The 17,611-nt window shown below is 71.0% G+C and carries 20 protein-coding genes; 7 read left to right on the top strand and 13 right to left on the bottom strand.

From position 1 onward, the window contains the following. Window positions 1-74: 74 nt before the first annotated feature. Window positions 75-1,715: a sigma-70 family RNA polymerase sigma factor gene (locus tag FK219_RS09350; protein WP_152583843.1), complete on the top strand. Its 1,641-nt coding sequence runs from the start codon at window positions 75-77 to the stop codon at window positions 1,713-1,715. A gap of 58 nt (window positions 1,716-1,773) precedes the next feature. Here FK219_RS09350 and purF read toward each other — a convergent pair whose 3' ends face one another. Further along, the gene (gene purF, locus FK219_RS09345; RefSeq protein ID WP_152583842.1) at window positions 1,774-3,231 is read right to left on the bottom strand and encodes an amidophosphoribosyltransferase; all 1,458 of its coding nucleotides are present in this window, start codon (window positions 3,229-3,231) and stop codon (window positions 1,774-1,776) included. A gap of 73 nt (window positions 3,232-3,304) precedes the next feature. Between purF and purM the strand changes: the two genes are divergently transcribed. Continuing rightward, window positions 3,305-4,399 carry a phosphoribosylformylglycinamidine cyclo-ligase gene (gene purM / locus FK219_RS09340; protein WP_152583841.1) on the top strand — a complete coding sequence of 365 codons (1,095 nt, stop codon included), beginning with the start codon at window positions 3,305-3,307 and terminating at the stop codon, window positions 4,397-4,399. Window positions 4,400-4,416: 17 nt separating this feature from the next. On the opposite strand, the gene FK219_RS09335 is transcribed toward purM, so the two are convergent. The 3 genes from FK219_RS09335 to FK219_RS09325 all read right to left on the bottom strand — a co-directional run bounded on the left by FK219_RS09335 (window position 4,417) and on the right by FK219_RS09325 (window position 5,383). Further along, the gene (locus FK219_RS09335; protein WP_152583840.1) at window positions 4,417-4,809 is read right to left on the bottom strand and encodes a type II toxin-antitoxin system VapC family toxin; all 393 of its coding nucleotides are present in this window, start codon (window positions 4,807-4,809) and stop codon (window positions 4,417-4,419) included. 3 nt (window positions 4,810-4,812) lie between these two features. After that, window positions 4,813-5,076 (bottom strand): type II toxin-antitoxin system Phd/YefM family antitoxin, encoded by a 264-nt coding sequence (locus tag FK219_RS09330; RefSeq protein WP_152583839.1) that lies wholly within the window; start codon window positions 5,074-5,076, stop codon window positions 4,813-4,815. Between the two features lie 115 nt (window positions 5,077-5,191). Continuing rightward, the gene (locus FK219_RS09325; protein WP_152583838.1) at window positions 5,192-5,383 is read right to left on the bottom strand and encodes a DUF3073 domain-containing protein; all 192 of its coding nucleotides are present in this window, start codon (window positions 5,381-5,383) and stop codon (window positions 5,192-5,194) included. 161 nt (window positions 5,384-5,544) lie between these two features. Between FK219_RS09325 and FK219_RS09320 the strand changes: the two genes are divergently transcribed. Continuing rightward, window positions 5,545-6,648, top strand: a complete 1,104-nt coding sequence (locus FK219_RS09320) for an NAD(P)-binding domain-containing protein (RefSeq protein ID WP_152583837.1) — start codon at window positions 5,545-5,547, stop codon at window positions 6,646-6,648. A 2-nt stretch (window positions 6,649-6,650) separates the two neighbouring features. Next, window positions 6,651-6,824 (top strand): hypothetical protein, encoded by a 174-nt coding sequence (locus FK219_RS09315; protein WP_165638102.1) that lies wholly within the window; start codon window positions 6,651-6,653, stop codon window positions 6,822-6,824. Here the strand turns inward: FK219_RS09315 and FK219_RS09310 are convergent. Both FK219_RS09310 and FK219_RS09305 read right to left on the bottom strand, forming a co-directional pair. Next, a complete protein-coding gene (locus FK219_RS09310; protein ID WP_152583836.1) occupies window positions 6,813-7,175 on the bottom strand; it encodes a fluoride efflux transporter FluC in 363 nt (120 codons plus the stop codon). The two genes, FK219_RS09315 and FK219_RS09310, sit on opposite strands and share 12 nt — an antisense overlap. Next, window positions 7,172-7,612, bottom strand: coding sequence for a fluoride efflux transporter FluC (locus tag FK219_RS09305; protein ID WP_152583835.1), 441 nt, complete (start codon window positions 7,610-7,612; stop codon window positions 7,172-7,174). Before FK219_RS09305 ends, FK219_RS09310 begins: the two co-directional genes overlap by 4 nt. 83 nt (window positions 7,613-7,695) lie before the next feature. Between FK219_RS09305 and FK219_RS09300 the strand changes: the two genes are divergently transcribed. Next, entirely contained in the window at window positions 7,696-8,352 is a 657-nt protein-coding gene (locus FK219_RS09300; protein ID WP_165638101.1) for a hypothetical protein, read from the top strand. Between the two features lie 6 nt (window positions 8,353-8,358). Here the strand turns inward: FK219_RS09300 and FK219_RS09295 are convergent, their stop codons facing one another. The 4 genes from FK219_RS09295 to yczE all read right to left on the bottom strand — a co-directional run bounded on the left by FK219_RS09295 (window position 8,359) and on the right by yczE (window position 11,088). After that, on the bottom strand, window positions 8,359-9,033 hold the full coding sequence (locus tag FK219_RS09295; RefSeq protein WP_152583834.1) for a PadR family transcriptional regulator: 675 nt from the start codon (window positions 9,031-9,033) through the stop codon (window positions 8,359-8,361). Then, window positions 9,030-9,881, bottom strand: a complete 852-nt coding sequence (locus FK219_RS09290; protein WP_165638100.1) for a DUF4097 family beta strand repeat-containing protein — start codon at window positions 9,879-9,881, stop codon at window positions 9,030-9,032. Before FK219_RS09290 ends, FK219_RS09295 begins: the two co-directional genes overlap by 4 nt. A gap of 287 nt (window positions 9,882-10,168) precedes the next feature. Further along, the gene (locus FK219_RS09285) at window positions 10,169-10,309 is read right to left on the bottom strand and encodes a hypothetical protein (protein ID WP_165638099.1); all 141 of its coding nucleotides are present in this window, start codon (window positions 10,307-10,309) and stop codon (window positions 10,169-10,171) included. Beyond that, window positions 10,306-11,088 carry a membrane protein YczE gene (gene yczE, locus FK219_RS09280; RefSeq protein WP_235923874.1) on the bottom strand — a complete coding sequence of 261 codons (783 nt, stop codon included), beginning with the start codon at window positions 11,086-11,088 and terminating at the stop codon, window positions 10,306-10,308. The genes FK219_RS09285 and yczE overlap by 4 nt, the downstream gene beginning before the upstream one ends. A gap of 62 nt (window positions 11,089-11,150) precedes the next feature. On the opposite strand from yczE, the gene yczR reads away from it, so the two are divergent. Both yczR and FK219_RS09270 read left to right on the top strand, forming a co-directional pair. After that, the gene (gene yczR, locus FK219_RS09275) at window positions 11,151-12,575 is read left to right on the top strand and encodes a MocR-like transcription factor YczR (protein WP_152583833.1); all 1,425 of its coding nucleotides are present in this window, start codon (window positions 11,151-11,153) and stop codon (window positions 12,573-12,575) included. Between the two features lie 131 nt (window positions 12,576-12,706). Continuing rightward, entirely contained in the window at window positions 12,707-15,826 is a 3,120-nt protein-coding gene (locus FK219_RS09270; protein ID WP_328821664.1) for an efflux RND transporter permease subunit, read from the top strand. 31 nt (window positions 15,827-15,857) lie between these two features. Here FK219_RS09270 and FK219_RS09265 read toward each other — a convergent pair whose 3' ends face one another. The 3 genes from FK219_RS09265 to FK219_RS09255 are packed head-to-tail and all read right to left on the bottom strand — an operon-like array spanning window position 15,858 to window position 17,313. Next, window positions 15,858-16,325, bottom strand: a complete 468-nt coding sequence (locus FK219_RS09265; RefSeq protein ID WP_328821663.1) for a GNAT family N-acetyltransferase — start codon at window positions 16,323-16,325, stop codon at window positions 15,858-15,860. Then, a complete protein-coding gene (locus FK219_RS13730) occupies window positions 16,322-16,543 on the bottom strand; it encodes an alpha/beta hydrolase (protein WP_328821662.1) in 222 nt (73 codons plus the stop codon). Before FK219_RS13730 ends, FK219_RS09265 begins: the two co-directional genes overlap by 4 nt. Next, window positions 16,489-17,313, bottom strand: coding sequence for an alpha/beta hydrolase (locus FK219_RS09255; protein ID WP_165638097.1), 825 nt, complete (start codon window positions 17,311-17,313; stop codon window positions 16,489-16,491). The genes FK219_RS13730 and FK219_RS09255 overlap by 55 nt, the downstream gene beginning before the upstream one ends. Between the last annotated feature and the right edge of the window lie 298 nt (window positions 17,314-17,611).

Genomic DNA, 17,611 nt, shown 5'->3' with positions numbered 1-17,611 from the left:
GCCCTAAGAGGAGTACACCAGGAGGCACGCGCGAGGGGCGCGGGCTTGTGACACGAGGGCCGGGGGCCGAGCAGATGAGCCGCACACGAGAAGCAGCGACCGCAAGCAGCAGCAGTGCCGAGTCCGGGGTGGACGCGGGGGTCGGCCCGGGTGCCGCGACCGCGACCTCTCGCCTGAGCGAGTTGTCGGACGAGCGGCTCATCGCGCGCAGCAGGCGCCGGGACCGCGCCGCCTACGCGGAGCTGTGGCGCCGCCACCAGCCGTCCGCGCTCGCCGCGGCGCGACGGTTCACGTGGATCGACGCCGACGACCTCGTGGCGGAGTCGTTCACGCGCATCTACGCGTGCCTCCTCGAGGGCCGCGGGCCGCGCGGACCCTTCCGGCCGTACCTGTACACGACCGTGCGCAACCTCGCGGCCCGGTGGGGAGCATCCGCGAAGGAGATCGCGGTCGATGACCTGGAGACCTTCCAGGCGCCGGAGGATCTCGACGACCCTGTCGTGCAGTCGCTCGACCGCACGCTCACGGCGCGCGCGTTCCGCAGCCTGCCGCCGCGCTGGCAGTCGGTGCTCTGGTACACGGAGGTCGAGGGACTCGACCCGCACGACGTCGCCCCGATCATGGGGCTGAGCGCCAACGGGGTCGCGGCGCTCGCGTACCGGGCCCGCGAGGGGTTGCGCACGGCGTGGCTGCAGGAGCACGTCACGCACGCGACGGCGACCGGGGAGTGCGCGTGGGTGCTCGCGCACGCGGGCGACCATGCGCGCCACTCCGTCTCTGATCGGGATGACGCGCGCATGCGCGCGCACCTCGCCTCGTGCAGCTCGTGCTCGATCGTGTGCGAGGAGATCGACGACCTCGGCGCGCGGCTCGCCCTCGTGCTCGTGCCGCTCGTGCTGGGCGGCATCGCGGGCGGGGCCCTTCTGCGCTCCCTCACCTCGACCACGGGGGCGGAGGCGACCCTCGCGCACGCGGCGGGCGCCGCCGGTTCCGCACCGGCGATGCCCGAGTCGGTCGTCGCCGCGGGCGCGGGCGCTGTGGGGCTGTGGGCGACCCTGAGCACCCCCGCCGTCGTGACGGGCACTCTCGTGCTCGCGCTCGGTGTCACGGGGCCCGTGCTCTCGGGGTCCCTCGCGTCGGGGGACGACGACACCGAGACGACGTCGTCGCAGTCGGAGGGGGCGACGGCCGACGGCTCCGCGCACAGCGGCATGGGGCTCGACCTGCCCGAGCCTCCGCCCACGACCGCCGCCGAGGGGCCGGAGGAGCCGACGACCGAGGCCGCTGAGGAGAACGACGGCGAGGGCCCGGTGGAGGACCTCGTCGACGCCACGGTGTCGACCATCACGGGTGGCGACGCACCCGAGGGTCACACGGCACCGGGCGGCGTCGTCGGCGCCGACCTCTCGCTGTCGCTCTCGGGCACGGGAACCCCCGGCGCGCACCTCTCGCTGCAGGCCGCCGGGCAGGTCTACGCGACGACGACCGTCGACGAGTCGGGCAACTTCACGCTCGCGGCGACGGCGATACCCGGCGGGCTGGAGTCGCTCGAGCTCGTGCAGTACGTCGACCACGAGTACCTCGAGGGTCTCCTGCCCGACGGGGCGCTCTCGGGACTGCTCGGCGGGCTCGACGACCTCATCAGCGACCTCATCGAACCCGTGACGATCCTCGCGAAGGACGCGGCGGGGATCACGATCGTCGTCGCGCAATAGAGCGGTCGTGCAATAGCGCGGCGGCCCGGCCAAGGGTGCGCCCGGCCGCGCTGCGCGCTCAGCTGTTCTGGTTGGCCTCGACCCACGCGAGGTACTCGGGGCTCACGGTGCCCGTGATGTACTCGCCCGTGAAGCAGCTCATCTCGAGCTCGGTGATGCCGCTGCCCTCGAGAATCGCCGCCTGCATGTCCTCCACCTCCTGGTAGATGAGGTGGTCGGCGCCCATCTCGTGGGCGATCTCCGGAATCTTGCGACCGTGCGCGACGAGCTCGTGCGAGGTGGGCATGTTGATGCCGTAGACGTGCGGGAAGCGCACGGGCGGGGCGGCGGAGGTGAAGGTGACCTCGTTCGCGCCGGCGGCGCGGGCCATCTCGACGATCTCGCGGGAGGTCGTGCCGCGCACGATCGAGTCGTCGACGATGAGGATGTTCTTGCCGGCGAACTCGCTCGACATGGCGTTGAGCTTCTGCTTGACGCTCTTCTTGCGCTCCGACTGCCCGGGCATGATGAACGTGCGGCCGACGTAGCGGTTCTTGTAGAAGCCTTCGCGGTATTCGATGCCGAGCTTCTGGGCTACCTGCATCGCGGCGGGCCGCGAGGAGTCGGGAATCGGCATGACGACGTCGATGTTGCCGGTCGGCGCATAGCGCTCGATCGAGGTCGCGAGGCGGTTGCCGAGCCGCAGCCGCGCCTCGTAGACGGAGATGCCGTTCATGACCGAGTCGGGCCGCGCGAGGTACACGTACTCGAACGAGCACGGCGCGAGGCGCGGGTTCGCGGCGCACTGGCGGGAGACCATCTCGCCGTTGGAGGCGATGAACACGGCCTCGCCGGGGGCGAGGTCGCGCACGATCTCGTAGTCGCCGGCTTCGAGCACGAGCGACTCGCTCGCGACGATCCATTCGTCGCCGGTGAGGCCCGTCGTGCGGCGCCCGAGCACGAGGGGGCGGATGCCGAACGGGTCGCGGAAGGCGAGCAGACCGTGGCCGGCGATGAGGGCGATCGAGGCATAGGAGCCTTCGACGCGCTCGTGCAGGCGGCTGATCGCGGCGAACACCTGGTCGGGGTCGAGATCCTCCCCGCTCACCTGCTGCTGCAGCTCGTGGGCGAGCACGTTGACGAGCAGCTCGGTGTCGCTGTTGGTGTTGAGGTGCCGGCGGTCGACCTCGAACAGCTCGCGCGTGAGCTCGCGCGTGTTCGTGAGGTTGCCGTTGTGGACGAGGATGATGCCGTACGGCGCGTTCACGTAGAACGGCTGCGCCTCCTCCTCCTTGGAGGCGGAGCCGCGCGTCGCGTACCGCACGTGGCCGAGCCCCATCGTGCCGAGGAGCGAGCGCATGTCGCGCGTGCGGTAGGCCTCGCGCACCTGGCCCTTCGCCTTGACGAAGTGCAGAACGCGCCCTTCGGCGGTCGCGATGCCGGTCGAATCCTGGCCGCGATGCTGCAGGAGGGCGAGTGCGTCGTAGACCTGCTGATTGACGGGGCTCGACGAGACGATCCCCACGATGCCGCACATGCGGTGCCTGCTCCAGACCGTAGAGTGGTGAGTGCTTGCGACCAGTCTGGCAGACCGCGGATGGGATGAACGAATGACGAACTCCTACGCCGCGGCAGGCGTCGACACGGCCGCGGGGGATCGCGCCGTCGAGCTCATGAAGGCCTCCGTCGCGGCAACACACGGCCCCGAGATCGTCGGCGGCGTCGGCGGATTCGCGGGCCTCTTCGACGCGAGCGCCCTGCTCGGCTACCGCCGCCCGCTGCTCGCCTCGAGCACCGACGGCGTGGGCACGAAGGTCGCGATCGCGCAGGCCCTCGACATCCACGACACGATCGGGCAGGACCTCGTGGCGATGGTCGTCGACGACATCGTCGTGGTCGGCGCGAAGCCCCTCGTCATGACCGACTACATCGCGTGCGGCAAGCTGCACCCCGAGCGCATCGCCGACATCGTGCGCGGCATCGCCGAGGCGTGCGCGGCGACCGGCACGGCCCTCGTCGGCGGCGAGACCGCCGAGCACCCCGGCCTGCTGGGGCCGGACGACTACGACGTCGCGGGCGCCGCGGTCGGCGTCGTCGAGGCCGACGACCTGCTGGGGCCCGATCGCGTGCGCGACGGCGACGTCATCATTGCCATGGCGTCGAGCGGACTGCACAGCAACGGCTTCTCGCTCGTGCGACACATCTTGGCCGAACGCGGCATCGGGTACCACGATGAGCTGCCCGAGTTCGGGGGCGTCGTGGGCGAGACGCTGCTGACCCCCACCGCGCTCTACACGGCGCCGCTGCTCGAACTGCTCGCCGAGCATCCGGGAGCCGTTCACGCGCTCAGCCACGTGACCGGCGGCGGCATCGCGGCGAACCTCGCGCGCGTGCTGCCGGTCGGCAGCTGGGTCGAGCTCGACCGCGCGAGCTGGAGCCCGCCGAGCGTCTTCCGCGTGCTCGCCGAGCTCGCTGGCGACAGCCTCGAGTCGACCGAGGGAACGTGGAACCTCGGTGTCGGGATGCTCGCCGTCGTCGCGCAGGACCGTGCGGCCGACGTCGTCGCGGCTCTCGAGTCGCGCTCGATGCCCGCGTGGGTGGCGGGCACGGTGTCGACGGCGGCGCGGGACTTCGACGGGTTCGAGCAGGGCGCCAAGGGCGTCACGGGGGGAGCGGCGCGACTCGTGGGCTCTTACCGGGCCTGAGCGGAGCATCCGATCGATCAGTGCGGCGCGAGCACTACGACACCGTTCGCGCGGCACGCATCGGCGAGGCGATGGTCGTACGTGACGACGGCCTCCAGATCGTCCCCGAGGCCCAGCGCCGAAGCCAGGTGCAGAGAATCGAGGGCACGCAGTGTTCGAGGTTCGAGCCGGCCGGCAGCTTCGAACACTTCGGTCGTCACCGGTACGAGTGTGAGCGACTCAAGCACTTCACGTGCCGACACCAGGCGGTCGGGAGCACCGCGACGAACCGTGCGAAGGAGCTCGGTTCGGGTGAGGTCGCTGCTGACCGGTTCGGCCGTCGATACGCGCACGGTGTCTCGCAAGGCGGTCGTCTCAGGTTCTGCGACGACGAGCTTCACGAGTGCTGATGTGTCGAAGTACAGTGCCACGGATCAGTAGCGCTCGTCGTCGCGCATCTCGGCCAGGACGGGAGTCAGGGGCGGCGCCTCGGTCGGCGCGGGAAGCGAGGCGAGGTCGCGACGCGCACGGCGCGCCGTGCCGTTGGCCAGCATGCGCTGCAGTGGCGATGCCGCGATGGAGGTTAGCTGCGCCACCGGGCGACCACGATCAGTGATCGTGACCGTCTCGCCGGCAGCCGCGTCAGCCACGACCGCGGATGCGTTCTGCTTGAGCGCTCGAATTCCGACTTCTGCCATGTTCTTCATTGTAGAACAATGGCCGAGATCACGGTGCAATGATCAGCCAGGACCTCCGCTGGGGAGTGTTGCCGCTGATGGATCGTTGGGAAGGAGGGACGGGTACCCGCCAGCGTCACGCGGTCTGCGCGTCGTCTTCCGTCTCGTCGTCGTCCTCAACGAGGTGCGCCCACTTGTCTTCGTAGTCGGGCTCGCTCGAGGGCACGCCGAGCTCACGCTCGAGCGCGCTGAGGTTGGTGTTCGGGCTGGAGTACTTCAGCTCGCGTGCCACCTTGGTGTGCTTTGCCTTCTGTCGGCCGCGCCCCATGCGTGACCCCCTCACAAGTGTGTCGACGGGTGGCCCGGTGAAGGACCGAGAGCGTCGAGTCGGGATGATACAAAAACTGTGGCGAAGTTTATCACGCGAGGCCTGCTCGACGAGCCCGGCGGCGGTGCCCGCGCCCGGGTGCGCCCGGTAGCCTATTCCGGGTGAGCGCGCCCGATCTGACCACCTCCTGCGTGGTCATCGGCGCGGGCCAAGCGGGTCTCTCCGTCGCCTTCTATCTGCGCCGCCTGGGCCTCGAGCCGGGTGAGGAATTCGTGGTGCTCGACCGCGGGCCGCGCACCGGTGGCGCGTGGCAGCACCGCTGGGAGGCGCTGCGTCTCGGCTCGGCCCACCGCGTCAACGACCTGCCGGGCATGGACGAGCTCGGCCTGAGCTTCGAGACGGCCGACCACCACGCGCCTGCGCGCGAGGTCGTCGCCGACTACTACGCGCAGTACGAGGAGCACTACGGCCTGCAGGTCGTGCGGCCCGCGTCGGTCACGCGCGTGGAGGATCTCGGCGGGCCGCTGCTCGTGCGCTTCGACACGGAGAACGGCCCGTTGGAATTGGCGGGGTCGACGATCGTCAATGCGACCGGAACGTGGGGCTCGCCGTTCGTGCCGCATTATCCGGGCATCCGCGAATTCGCCGGCCGCCACGTGCACACGGCCGATTATGCGGATGCGACCGATTTCGCGGATCAGGACGTCGTCGTGGTCGGGGCCGGTACGAGCGCGATCGGTTTCATCCTCGAACTCGAGCCGCACGCGCGCAGCATCACGTGGGCGACGCGGCGGCCGCCCCAGTTCCTCGACGAAGCGGTGCTCAACCTGGAGGCCGCCGAGAAGGCCGTTGCGGCGCAGGATGACGCTGCACGCGCCGGTCGGGCCCTGCCGAGCATCGTGAGCGGCACGGGCGTGCCTCGCACGCGGCGCATCCAGGCGGCGGTCGATCGGGGCGTGCTCGAGTACCGCCCGATGTTCGACCGCATCGAGCCCGACGGTGTTCGCTGGGACGAGTTCGACGTCTTCCAGCCCGCGCAGGCGATCGTGTGGGCGACGGGCTTCCGCCCCGAGCTGCGGCACTTGGCGCCGTTGAAGTTGCGCGAGAAAGAGGGCGGCGTGACCGTGGCGAGCCACCACTCGGAGCGCGACCCGCGCGTCTTCTTCGCCGGCTACGGGCCCGCGGCGTCGACGATCGGCGCGAACCGGGCCGGGCGCAACATCGCGCGGCAGGTCGTCGCGACGCTCAGCAAGATGGGACGGTAGCCATGGACCTGATCACGATCGTGCTCATCGTGACGCCCATCGTGCTCGGGGTGATCCTGCTCGTCATCGGGGTGATCTTCTTCACCGTGGTGATTCCGCCTACGCGGAAGAAGCTGGCGGAGCGGCGTGCTGCCGAGGCTGCCGAGCGCGAAGCGAGCGAGAGCTCAGGCGAGTAGAGACGCGACGGCGAGGCCGAGGAGCGCGGCGGGCACGGCGAGGGCGAGGTTGAGGGCGACGCTCGCGGCTGCGGCGCGGTGCTTGCCCTCCGACACGAGCTGGATGGTCTCGACGGCGAAGGTGCTGAAGGTCGTGAGGCCCCCGCACACGCCGCTCACGATGACCAGCTGCACGGTGGGGTCGAGGGGTGCGCCGAGGGCGACTCCGGCGACGAACGACCCGACGACGTTGACCACGAGCACTCCCCACGGGACGCGACCGCGGCCGGCGAGACTCACCGACGTGAGCTGACGCAGGACGGCGCCGAGGGCTCCGCCCACGGCGACGGCGAGCAGCACGAGGGGGGTCACTCGTCCACCTCCACCATCGCGGGCGACTCGCCGTGCGTCAGCCGGGAACCGAGCACGAGGCCGAGCCAGGCGGCGAGCATCCCGAGCCCGATGCTGAGCACGATCGACAGGATCGCGCCCACAACATCGCCAGCCTGCGCGAGGGCGACGATCGAGACCGCGAGCGCCGAGAACGTCGTGAACGACCCCAGGATGCCCGGCCCCAGCCCCACGCGCACCCAGCCCGGCACGCGAGGCCAGAGGGCTGCGACGAGCAGGCCGAGCACGAAGGCTCCGACCACGTTCACGAGCAGGGTGCTGAGGGCGAACTGCTCGGGCGTGTGCGGCAGCGCGAGGTCGAGAAGCACCCGCAGGGTCGTGCCGGTGAGGCCGCCGACGAACACGGCGAGCAGGTCGCGCGGGGACGCGCCCGCCCTGCTGCGTACCGGTGCCGTCACCTGCGCGAGCCTAGCCCCGCCGGGCCCGATGCGCGGGACCAACGGCCCTGCCGACGCCGAGGTGCGCTCATTACACTGGCCGGGTGACTGACGCCGCGCCCTCCGCCGATCGGCCGCGGCGTCGGCGGCTCTGGCCGTGGATCGTCGGCGGCGTGCTCGCGATCGTGCTCGTGCTCGTCGCCCTCGTCGTCGTGCCCATCCTGCTCGCGACGCCGCAAGGCTCCTCCGGGCAGGCGCGCGTCGACGGGTATCCGACGAGCGTCACCGCCACCGGGGACGACGGGCGCACGCGCACCCTCGACGTCGCCACACCTGACGGGGATGCGCCCGAGCTCGACTCCGTCAGCGCGGGCGACCGCCTCGTCGTCACGGGCGACGGGTACGACGGGTCGCGCGGCCTCTACGTGGCCGTGTGCGCGATACCCGAGCAGCTCGACGGCAAGCCGGGGCCGTGCCTCGGCGGCGTCGGCTCGCAGGAGGTCGAAGAGTTCGAGGAGGGCGTCGTGCAGTACGCCGCCTCCAACTGGATCAACGAGGCCTTCGCCTGGCGCCTCTTCGGCGCGCGCTCCTTCGACGACGGCGAGGCCGGCACCTTCACCGCCTACATCGAGCTGCCGCCCGCCGCCGACGAGAACATCGACTGCCGCACCGTCGAGTGCGGCCTCTACACGCGCAACGACCACACGGCGTCGGCCGACCGCGTGCAAGACCTCTACGTGCCGCTGCGCTGGGCTGAGTAACCGCGCCTAACGCACGAGCCCCAGCACGTCGGCGCGCAGGCGCGACAACCGCGACTCGAGCTCGTCGACCGCCGACTCGAGCTCGGCGCCGCGCGCCGCCGCCGAGCGCAGCTCCGTGCGCACGTCCTGACGAAACTCGGCGAGCAGCACCTCGGCGCGCTGCACCTGAGCCCGAGCATCCGACCGCGACTCGTGCAGCGTCGAATGCAGCGACGTCGTCGCATCCCGCACCGCCTCGTGAGCCTCCCGTGCGGCGTCACGCGCGGCGCTCGACGCCGTCGCCGACGATGCGGCACCCGCCTCGCGACCCGCCGCGAGCTCCGCGCGCAGCGACGTCATCGCCTCCGACACCGACGCGCGCACCTCGTCCGCCAGGCGCCGCACCGAATCGCCGATGCCGTTCTCGATGCCCTCCAGCTCGTCGCGCCGATCGTTCAACTCGGCCCGCCCCGCGTCGGTGATCGCGTAGACCGACTTGCGACCGTCCGACTCCTTCGTGACGAGCCCCTCCGTCTCGAGCTTCGCCAGGCGCGGATAGATCGTGCCGGCCGACGGAACATATGTGCCCCCGAAGCGGTCGCTCAGCGCCTGGATGATCTCGTAGCCGTGCATCGGCCGCTCATCCAGCACGAACAGCAGATACAGCCGCAGGTGGCCGTGGCCGAAGACCGCCGGGCTCATGAGGCGGCCCCCGAAGCGGCAGGCTCGCCATCGACAGCACCACCGGATGCTCCGCGCACCGTGTGCACGACCGACACATCACCCGACACCGAGTTGGCGCGCACCTCGGTGAACGACCCCGCCAACTCGCCGTAGCGACCCGTGTACTGGCCCTTCACCCCGCTGATCTGCGCGTCGTCGAGCTGCAGTCGACCGCTCAGGGTGCTGATCGAGTACTGGGCCGGGCGGCCCGCGTCGAGCCGCACCGTCAGGTCGCCCGACACGGTGCTGTTGCGCACCCGATCGGGCCCGCCGTGCAGGTCGGCCACCACGTGCGCGGAGACGCCGTCGCACGTGAACCGGCGAATCTCCCCCGACGCGGTCACGTCGCCGCTCACCGTCTGCACCGTCAGATCGCCGTGCAGCCCGCGCACCGACACCTCGCCGTTGACCGCGTGCACCGACACGTCGCCGACGATGCCGTCGAGCACGACATCACCGTTGACGGTGTTCACCGTCACCTCGGAGTGCAGGCCGCTGATGAGGCCCTCCGCCGACACGGCGTTGAACGACAGCGTCGCCGAGCGCGGCACGAGGATGCTCACCTCCGCGCGCGCCTTCACCCCGAACAGGCGGAAGTTCTCGAAGAAGGTCTCCCACTTCAGCTGAGGGTGGTCGATCACGAGAGTGTCGCCCTCGAGCGCCACCTTGAGGTCGCGACCCGACACCGAGTGCACTTCCATGCGGGCGCCCGGCTCGTCGTGGCCGACGATGTCGATCTGCCCGCCGATCAAGCCCACCTTCAGCCGACGCACGATCTCCAGATCGATGACGGTCGGGTCGGTGACGATCCAGGTCTCCTGGGCCATAAACGTGCTCCTCGCTCGAGCCCCGGCGGGGCATCCATAACGCGATATATCGCGTGTTCGGAACTCACGATATATCGCGAGTGCGGCCTGCGCAAGAGGGAGCCTCGGCCTGGTCCGACCCAAGGCGCCACGCCGCGCTCAAACACGCCGAAAGTGACAAACCACGCGAAACGTTCGGCGTGAGTTGTCACTTTCGCAGTGACCTGCGCTGCCGCGCGCCGCGCGCCGAGCGCCGAACCCTGAGTCCAGCCGCGCATGGGGCGGCGCGTCCGTCACGCGATGCGCGTCTACGCGCGGAACGAGCTCGCGTAGTACCCGTGGTGCGAGCGGACGGGTAGGGGCCCATACCCGTCCCTCGCGATCACCTCGACCGTCGCGATGATCGCCCACACCGCGAGGCCGGCGAGGGCCGTCGTGAGCGCGATCACGAGCCCACCACCACGATCGGCGCCGTCGGGTTCGTCGGGTCGTCAGGGTTCGGGCGAGGCGCACCCGGCTGGAGCGGGCCGGCGACGGGCGTAGCCGCCGATCCGCGGTCTGTTGACGTCGGCGCGGGCGCAGCGGCACCGGGCGCTGTGCGCGAATCCGCCGCATCGGAGGGCAGCGGCACGCGCAGCCGCGGCAGCGTCACGTGCACCATGGGCCCGATGAGCAGCGCGAACGCGACCGTGCCGAGCCCGACGTTGCCGCCCAGCAGCCAGCCGATCGTCAGCACCGTGAGCTCGATCGTGCCGCGCACCGCCCAGATGGGAAAACCGAAGCGCGCGTGCGCGCCCGTCATGAGGCCGTCGCGCGGCCCGGGGCCGAACCCCGCGCCCACGTAGAGACCGGTCGCCACGGCCAGCAGGGCGAGACCGCCGCCGAAGATGAGGATGCGCGCCCACAGCTCCTCGGGAGCCTCGAACGCCCACAGCCCCACCTCGAGGGCCGGCCCCACGAGCAGCACGTTGAGCACCGTGCCGATACCGGGCTTCTGCCGCAGCGGAATCCACAGCAGCAGCACGAGGGCGCCAATCAGCACCGTGACCAGTCCAATTCCCCACCCGGTCTGCAGGTCGGCGCCCTGCGCGAACACCGTCCAGGGGTCGAGCCCGACGGCCGCTTCGATCATGAGCGCCAGGGCGATTCCATAGAGAAAGAGGCCGACGAAGAGCTGGGTCCAGCGGCGTACGAGGAGACGAGGAACAGGGTGCTGGGGGGACGGCATGACGACAGTCCACCGCGTGAGTGGACCGTTGCGCAAGAGGCCAATTCAGGTACTGTGGACCCGTGCCCTCGCTCACGCCCCGACGATTGGCCGCCCAGCTCGGTGACTGGCGGCCCACCAACGGCGACCCGCTGTACGCGGCGCTCGCCGACCGCGTCCGCCTCCTCATCCTCGACGGGCGCATCACCCTTGGCGCGCGACTGCCCGCCGAGCGGCAGCTCGCCCAGCACGAAGACCTCAGCCGCACGACCGTCGCCGGCGCGTACGCGCGCCTGCGCGAGCTCGGTTTCCTCCAGAGCGTGCGCGGGTCAGGCAGCGTCGCCCGCCTGCCCGACGGGCCGGGCATCCCCGAACCGACCGCGACGACCGCGGGCCTCCTCGAATTCTCCAAGGCGACCCTCACGGCGATCCCCCTCGTCGCCGACGCCGCCCGCGACGCCGCCGCGATGCTGCCGCAGCACCTCGGTCTCGCCGGATTCGACCTCTACGGCCTCACCGAGCTGCGGGAGGAGATCGCCGACCGCTACACGCGGCGCGGCCTGCCCACGACCGTCGACGAGGTCATGGTCACCCTCGGCGCCCAGCACGCCATCGCCCTCGTCGCCCGCGCCCTCGTCGCGCGCGGCGACCGCGTGCTCGTCGAATCGCCCAGCTACCCGCACGCGCTCGAAGCCTTCCAGCAGGTCGGCGCCCGACTCGTGACCGTGCCCGTCACGACCGAGAACGGCTGGGATGATGAGGCCCTCGAGCAGGTCTTCCCCCGCACGGCTCCCGCGCTCGCCTACCTCATGCCCGACTTCCACAACCCCACGACGCGCACCATGCCCGCGGCCCAGCGCGCCCGTGTGGTCGCCCTCGCCGAGCGCCACGGCACGACGATCGTCGCCGACGAGACCATGAGCGACCTCGGCTTCGACAGCGACGCTCCCCCGCCGCTCGGCGTGCACGGCACCGTCATCACGATCGGCTCCGTCGGCAAGAGCGTGTGGGGCGGCATCCGCCTCGGCTGGATCCGCGCCGAGCGCTCCACCATCACGCGCCTCGCCCTCGCCCGCACGTCGAACGACCTCGGCAACCCCACCCTCGAGCAACTCATGCTGCTGCGCCTCCTGCAGCAGTACGACCGCGTGCTCGACTCCCGTCGCGAGCAGCTGCGCGCCGGTCACGCCCTCCTCACCGGGCTGCTGCGCGAGCGGTTCCCGACCTGGCGCGTGCCCGAGGTGGCCGGCGGCCTCACCCTGTGGGTCAACATCGGCGCGCCCCTCGCCTCGCAGCTCGCCCTCGCGGCCCGCACGCACGGCGTGCTCATCGGGGCGGGCCCGCGCTTCGGCCTCGACGGCGCCTTCGAGCGCTACCTGCGCCTGCCGTTCTGCTACCCCGAACCCGACACGCGCGCCGCCATCGACGGCCTCGAGCGGGCGTGGCACGACATCGCCGCGCACGAGCCCTCCCGACCCGTCGACGAACTGCTCGACACGGTCGTGTAGCGCAGGCCGAGCATCCCGCGCCCCGATGCGGCGGGTGCATACCTGCCGCATGGGGAATGCCCAGTAATCTCTGGGATGCTCGCCCACGGTCCCGCGTCCCCGCACGCGCGCCGCCCCTGCCCCCACGCCGCGTGACGGCACCCACAGCATCGGAGACCCACGTGCACCTGCTCTCGGTGTTCAGCCTGCGCAACCGAGCGCTCATCGCTCTCGTCACGATCGTCGTGGGACTGTTCGGCGCTCTCGCGCTCAACAGCCTCAAGCAAGAACTGATCCCCTCGATCAGCTTCCCGCAGATCATCGTCATCACGCAGTACCCGGGCGCCGCACCCGCCGTCGTGGAAGAGGACGTCTCGACGCCCATCGAGACCGCCATCCAGGCCGTGCCAGGGCTCGAAGAGTCGAACGCGACCTCCAACACGGGCTTCTCGCTCGTGAGCGCGAGCTTCCAGTTCGGCACCGACATCGCGCGCGCCGAGCAGCGCGTGCAGCTCGCCGTCAACCGGCTGCAGCTGCCCGACGACGTCGAGCCGCAGGTGCTCACGGGGTCGATCGACGACCTGCCGGTCATCCAGATCGCCGTCACAAGCGATCTCAGCCCCGGCGACCTCGCCGAAGCGCTCGACGCGCAGGCCGTGCCCGACCTCACGCAGCTCGAAGGAGTGCGCGAGGTCTCCGTGTTCGGCGCCGTCGGCGATCGCGTGACGATCACTGCGGACGACGACGCGCTCGCCGACCTCGGGCTCGTGCGCTCCGACATCGTCGACACGCTCGACGAGTACGGCGTGCTGCTGCCCGCCGGCACCATCACCGAGGACGGCCAGACGCTCGCCGTGCTCACGGGCGTGCGCATCGAGACGCTCGAGGAGCTCGCCGCCCTGCCCATCATCGGCGCAGAGAGCGCCGACGTCACAACGATCGACGACGTGGCGGACGTCGCCGTCGTCGGCGACCCGATCGAGGGCTACTCGCGCGTCAACGGCGAGCCCTCCCTCACGCTCGCCGTCACCAAGACCCCCGACGGCAACACCGTCGACGTCTCGCGTCTCGTGCAAGAGACGCTGCCCGGGCTCGCGACCGCCATCGGCTCCGGCACCGCCTTCACGGTCGTGTTCGACCAGGCGCCGTTCATCGAGAGCTCGATCGAGGCGCTCGCGACCGAGGGCACGCTCGGCCTGTTCTTCGCCGTCATCGTCATCCTGCTGTTCCTGCTCTCGGTGCGCTCCACGCTCGTCACCGCCATCTCGATCCCCACCTCGATCCTGCTCACCTTCATCGGCATGCAGGTCTCCGGCTACAGCCTCAACATCCTGACCCTCGGCGCCATCACCATCTCGATCGGGCGCGTCGTCGACGACTCGATCGTCGTCGTCGAGAACATCAAGCGCCACCTCGCGCTCGGCGAGGAGAAGATGCAGGCGATCCTCGTCGGCGTGAAGGAGGTCGCGACCGCGATCACCGCCGCGACCGCGACGACCATCGCCGTCTTCCTGCCCCTCGCCCTCGTCGGCGACATCACGGGCGAGCTCTTCCGGCCGTTCGCGCTCACGACCGCGATCGCCCTCGGCGCCTCGCTCTTCGTCTCGCTCACGATCGTGCCGGTGCTCTCCTACTGGTTCCTGCGCCCGCCCAAGGTCGGCTCGCACGCGGCCGCGATGTCGCTGGAAGAGGAGTCGGCAGCGCCGACGCGCCTGCAGAAGAGCTACCTGCCGATCCTGCGCTGGACCCTCCGCCGCCCCGTCGCGACCATCATGCTCTCGCTGCTCATACTCGGCGGCACGGCCGGGCTCGCGACGAACCTCAAGACGAACTTCATCGGCGACTCCGGCCAGAACACGCTCACCGTGTCGCAGACCCTCCCCAACGCGACGAGCCTCGACGAGCTCGACCGCGCGGCCACCGTCGTCGAAGAGGAGCTGCTCGAGGTCGAGGGCATCGAGACCGTGCAGGTGGCGATCGGCTCGGGCGACGGCTCCGCGCTCTCGCTCTTCGGTGGTGGCGGCGACATCACCTACTCGATCACGACCGACGAGAGCGCCGACCAGGTCGCGCTGCAGGATGCTGTGCGCGAGGCCATCGCCGACCTCGACGACGTCGGCGAGATCGCTCTGCAGGCGGCGGGCTCGGGCTTCGCATCCTCATCGATCGATGTCGACATCAGCGCCGCCAACGAGAGCGACCTGCAGGAGGCCGCGACCGCGATCCTCGACGCCGTCTCCGACCTCGACGTCACGGCCGAGGCGAGCAGCAACCTCGCCGCCACGCAGCCGTACCTCGCGATCGAGGTCGACCGGCAGCGCGCCGCCGAGCTGGGGCTCAGCGAGGTCACCGTGGGCGGCATCGTGGCGCAAGCGATGTTCCCGGCCTCCGTCGGCTCGGTCATCATCGACGAGAAGACGCTCTCGATCTATCTCCCCAACGAGAACGCCCCCACCACGGTCGAGGAGCTGCGCGACTTCGAGCTGCCCACCGCGATCGGGCCGCAGCCGCTCAGCGAGCTCGCCTCGGTCGAGGAGTCGTTCGGCCCCGCGACGATCACGACCATCCGCGGCATCCGCAGCGCGACGGTGAGCATCACGCCCTCCGTCGAGGACGTCGGCGCGGCGTCGATCGCCATCCAGGAGGCTGTCGACGGCGCCGACCTGCCCGATAGCGCGAACGCGACCCTCGGCGGCGTGACCGCGCAGCAGGCCGACGCCTTCAGTCAGCTCGGCCTCGCGCTCCTCGCTGCGATCCTCATCGTGTACGTCGTCATGGTCGCCACGTTCAAGAGCCTGCGCCAGCCGCTGCTGCTGCTCGTGTCGATCCCCTTCGCCGCGACCGGGGCGATCGCCCTGCAGCTCATCGCCGACATCCCGCTCGGTGTGCCCTCGCTCATCGGCGTGCTCATGCTCATCGGCATCGTCGTGACCAATGCGATCGTGCTCATCGACCTCGTGAACCAGTTCCGCGAGCGCGGCATGAAGACCGGCGAGGCCGTCATCGAGGGCTCCTCGCGCCGCCTGCGCCCGATCCTCATGACGGCGGCGGCGACGATCTTCGCGCTCGTGCCGCTCGGCCTGGGTCTCACAGGCAGCGGCGGGTTCATCTCGCAGCCGCTCGCGATCGTCGTCATCGGCGGTCTCGTCTCCTCGACGATCCTCACGCTGCTCGTGCTGCCCGCGCTCTATTTCCTCGTCGAGGGCGCCAAGGAGCGCCGCGAGGAGAAGCGGTCGGCGCGCGCTGCCGAGCTCGAGGGGCGCACGGCGTAGCAGACGGGTCGCCGGCGCCGGTCAGGTCGGCTCAGGCGAGCTCGCGCGCCATGCACACGCTCGTCGCGCTGCCCACGTAGGGACCGAACGCGGGAATGCGCTCGTACCCGCGCCGGGCATAGAACCGCAGGGCGGCATCGCTGCGGGTGCCGGTCTCCAGACGCAGGGTGCGGATGCTGCGCTCACGCGCGGCCTGTTCCAGAGCATCCATGATCGCGTCGGCGACGCCCTGACCGCGCGCCGCATCGTCCACGAACAGGCGCTTGAGCTCGCCCGCGCCGGGGTCCTGCTCGACGAGCGCGGCCATGCCGAGCGCGGCGCCCTGCGCATCGCGCGCCACGAGCACCGTTGTGCCGGGCGTCGCGAGTTCGTCGACGGAGAGCAGAAAGCACTCCTCGGGCGCGTAGAGCGTGCGCGCGAACGCCTCGCCCGCCCGGAGCATCGCCGCCACCTCCGGCTGGCGGGGGTCTTCGACCCCGACGGTGACAGTCGCCGTCACGGAACGTCGCTTCCGAGCGCGACCGCGGACTCGACGGCCACGAGGTGAGAGTGGAGGAAGGCGAGCGCACGGTCGGCGACCGCGGAGTCGACGAGCTCGAGCGAGTGCAGGGAGTCCTCGCGCACGAGGAACTCGACCTCTGCGCCCGCGCGCTGCAGTGCGCTCACGAAGGCCTCGGCCTGGCCGAAGGGGATGAGCTGCTCCTCGCGCCCATGCACGACGAGGAAGGCAGGCGCGTGAGAGGAGATCGCGTGCTGCGGCGAGGCCGCGCGGGCGACGGGACAGGCGGCGAGGCTCTCGCAGCCCAGGTAGTCGAGAGTCGGGCGCGCGAACTGCGGCGAGGCGGCGGCGCCGGCGGTGAGGTCGAGGGGGCGCTCAGACTCACGACCGCACTGACCGCTCCCGCCCCCGACAGGCCGTCCCGCAGGCCCACGAGGGCCGCGAGATTGCCTCCAGCGCTACCACCGAACAGGGCCACGCGGGCCGAGTCGATGCCGAAGCGCGCCGCGAAGTGCGGATCCTGGGTCGAGGCGAGCGCCGCCGCGACATCGTCGACCCCCGCGGGGAACGGGAACTCGGGCGCGAGGCGGTAGCCGACCGACACCCCGACGAGGCCCTCGACGGCCAGCCACTCACACACCGCGCGCCATGCCTCATGCGCGCGGTCGCCGCGAGCCCAGCTTCCCCCGTGCACCGCGAGGACGGCGGGGCGCACGGCGCCCCCGGCTCCGCTGCCCGGAGGCAGGCACACATCCACGGCGGAGCCCAAACCGGGGATGCTCACATCCGCGACCACGGTCACCTCGGTCGCGTCGACGTCGGCGAACGGCGCGAGGCCGGAGCTGGATGGCCCGGCTGCGGTGCTCGCGGCCGCGGCGATCGGGGTGCCGGATGGCTCGGCCGCGCATCCCGACGCGAGAACGGCGAGCACAGCAAGCGCGCCGAGGGACGACGCGAGGCGCGACGGGCGAGGGCGGGAGGGGGGCACGGTAGCCATAGAATAGTGCTGAGTCGAGCGAAACGGTCTTCTCCAGCCTCGTCAGGTACCCTCAAGGGTCGGCTAGAGACGGGCGAAGCGATTCGCCAGAGAACGTGTGCGTCTCCAGGGCCGGTACATCCCCGCCGATCGGCGGTGCGATGACACCTCGAGTTGTGACGGCCCCAGTCGAAGACTGCCTGGGATAGCGGCGCGAAAGCGCGCCGACGATGCTTCTTGCACTATCCGAAAGACGAACAGCCATGCCCCAGAACAAGAAGGCGCGCCCCGGGCGCGCCAGCACTCCCGC

The organism is Microcella pacifica (assembly GCF_009371975.2).
Lineage (GTDB): Bacteria > Actinomycetota > Actinomycetes > Actinomycetales > Microbacteriaceae > Microcella > Microcella pacifica.
The sequence above is the reverse complement of the archived record's forward strand: the minus strand, read 5'-3'. Positions and strand labels throughout refer to the sequence as shown.

Excerpts from the sequence above, each read along its gene's own strand:
- FK219_RS09350 (WP_152583843.1), top strand. The coding sequence starts at position 75 with ATGAGCCGCACACGAGAAGCAGCGACCGCAAGCAGCAGCAGTGCCGAG.
- purF (WP_152583842.1), bottom strand. The coding sequence starts at position 3,231 with ATGTGCGGCATCGTGGGGATCGTCTCGTCGAGCCCCGTCAATCAGCAG.
- purM (WP_152583841.1), top strand. The coding sequence starts at position 3,305 with ATGACGAACTCCTACGCCGCGGCAGGCGTCGACACGGCCGCGGGGGAT.
- FK219_RS09330 (WP_152583839.1), bottom strand. The coding sequence starts at position 5,076 with ATGGCAGAAGTCGGAATTCGAGCGCTCAAGCAGAACGCATCCGCGGTC.
- FK219_RS09325 (WP_152583838.1), bottom strand. The coding sequence starts at position 5,383 with ATGGGGCGCGGCCGACAGAAGGCAAAGCACACCAAGGTGGCACGCGAG.
- FK219_RS09315 (WP_165638102.1), top strand. The coding sequence starts at position 6,651 with ATGGACCTGATCACGATCGTGCTCATCGTGACGCCCATCGTGCTCGGG.
- FK219_RS09295 (WP_152583834.1), bottom strand. The coding sequence starts at position 9,033 with ATGAGCCCGGCGGTCTTCGGCCACGGCCACCTGCGGCTGTATCTGCTG.
- FK219_RS09290 (WP_165638100.1), bottom strand. The coding sequence starts at position 9,881 with ATGGCCCAGGAGACCTGGATCGTCACCGACCCGACCGTCATCGATCTG.
- yczE (WP_235923874.1), bottom strand. The coding sequence starts at position 11,088 with ATGCCGTCCCCCCAGCACCCTGTTCCTCGTCTCCTCGTACGCCGCTGG.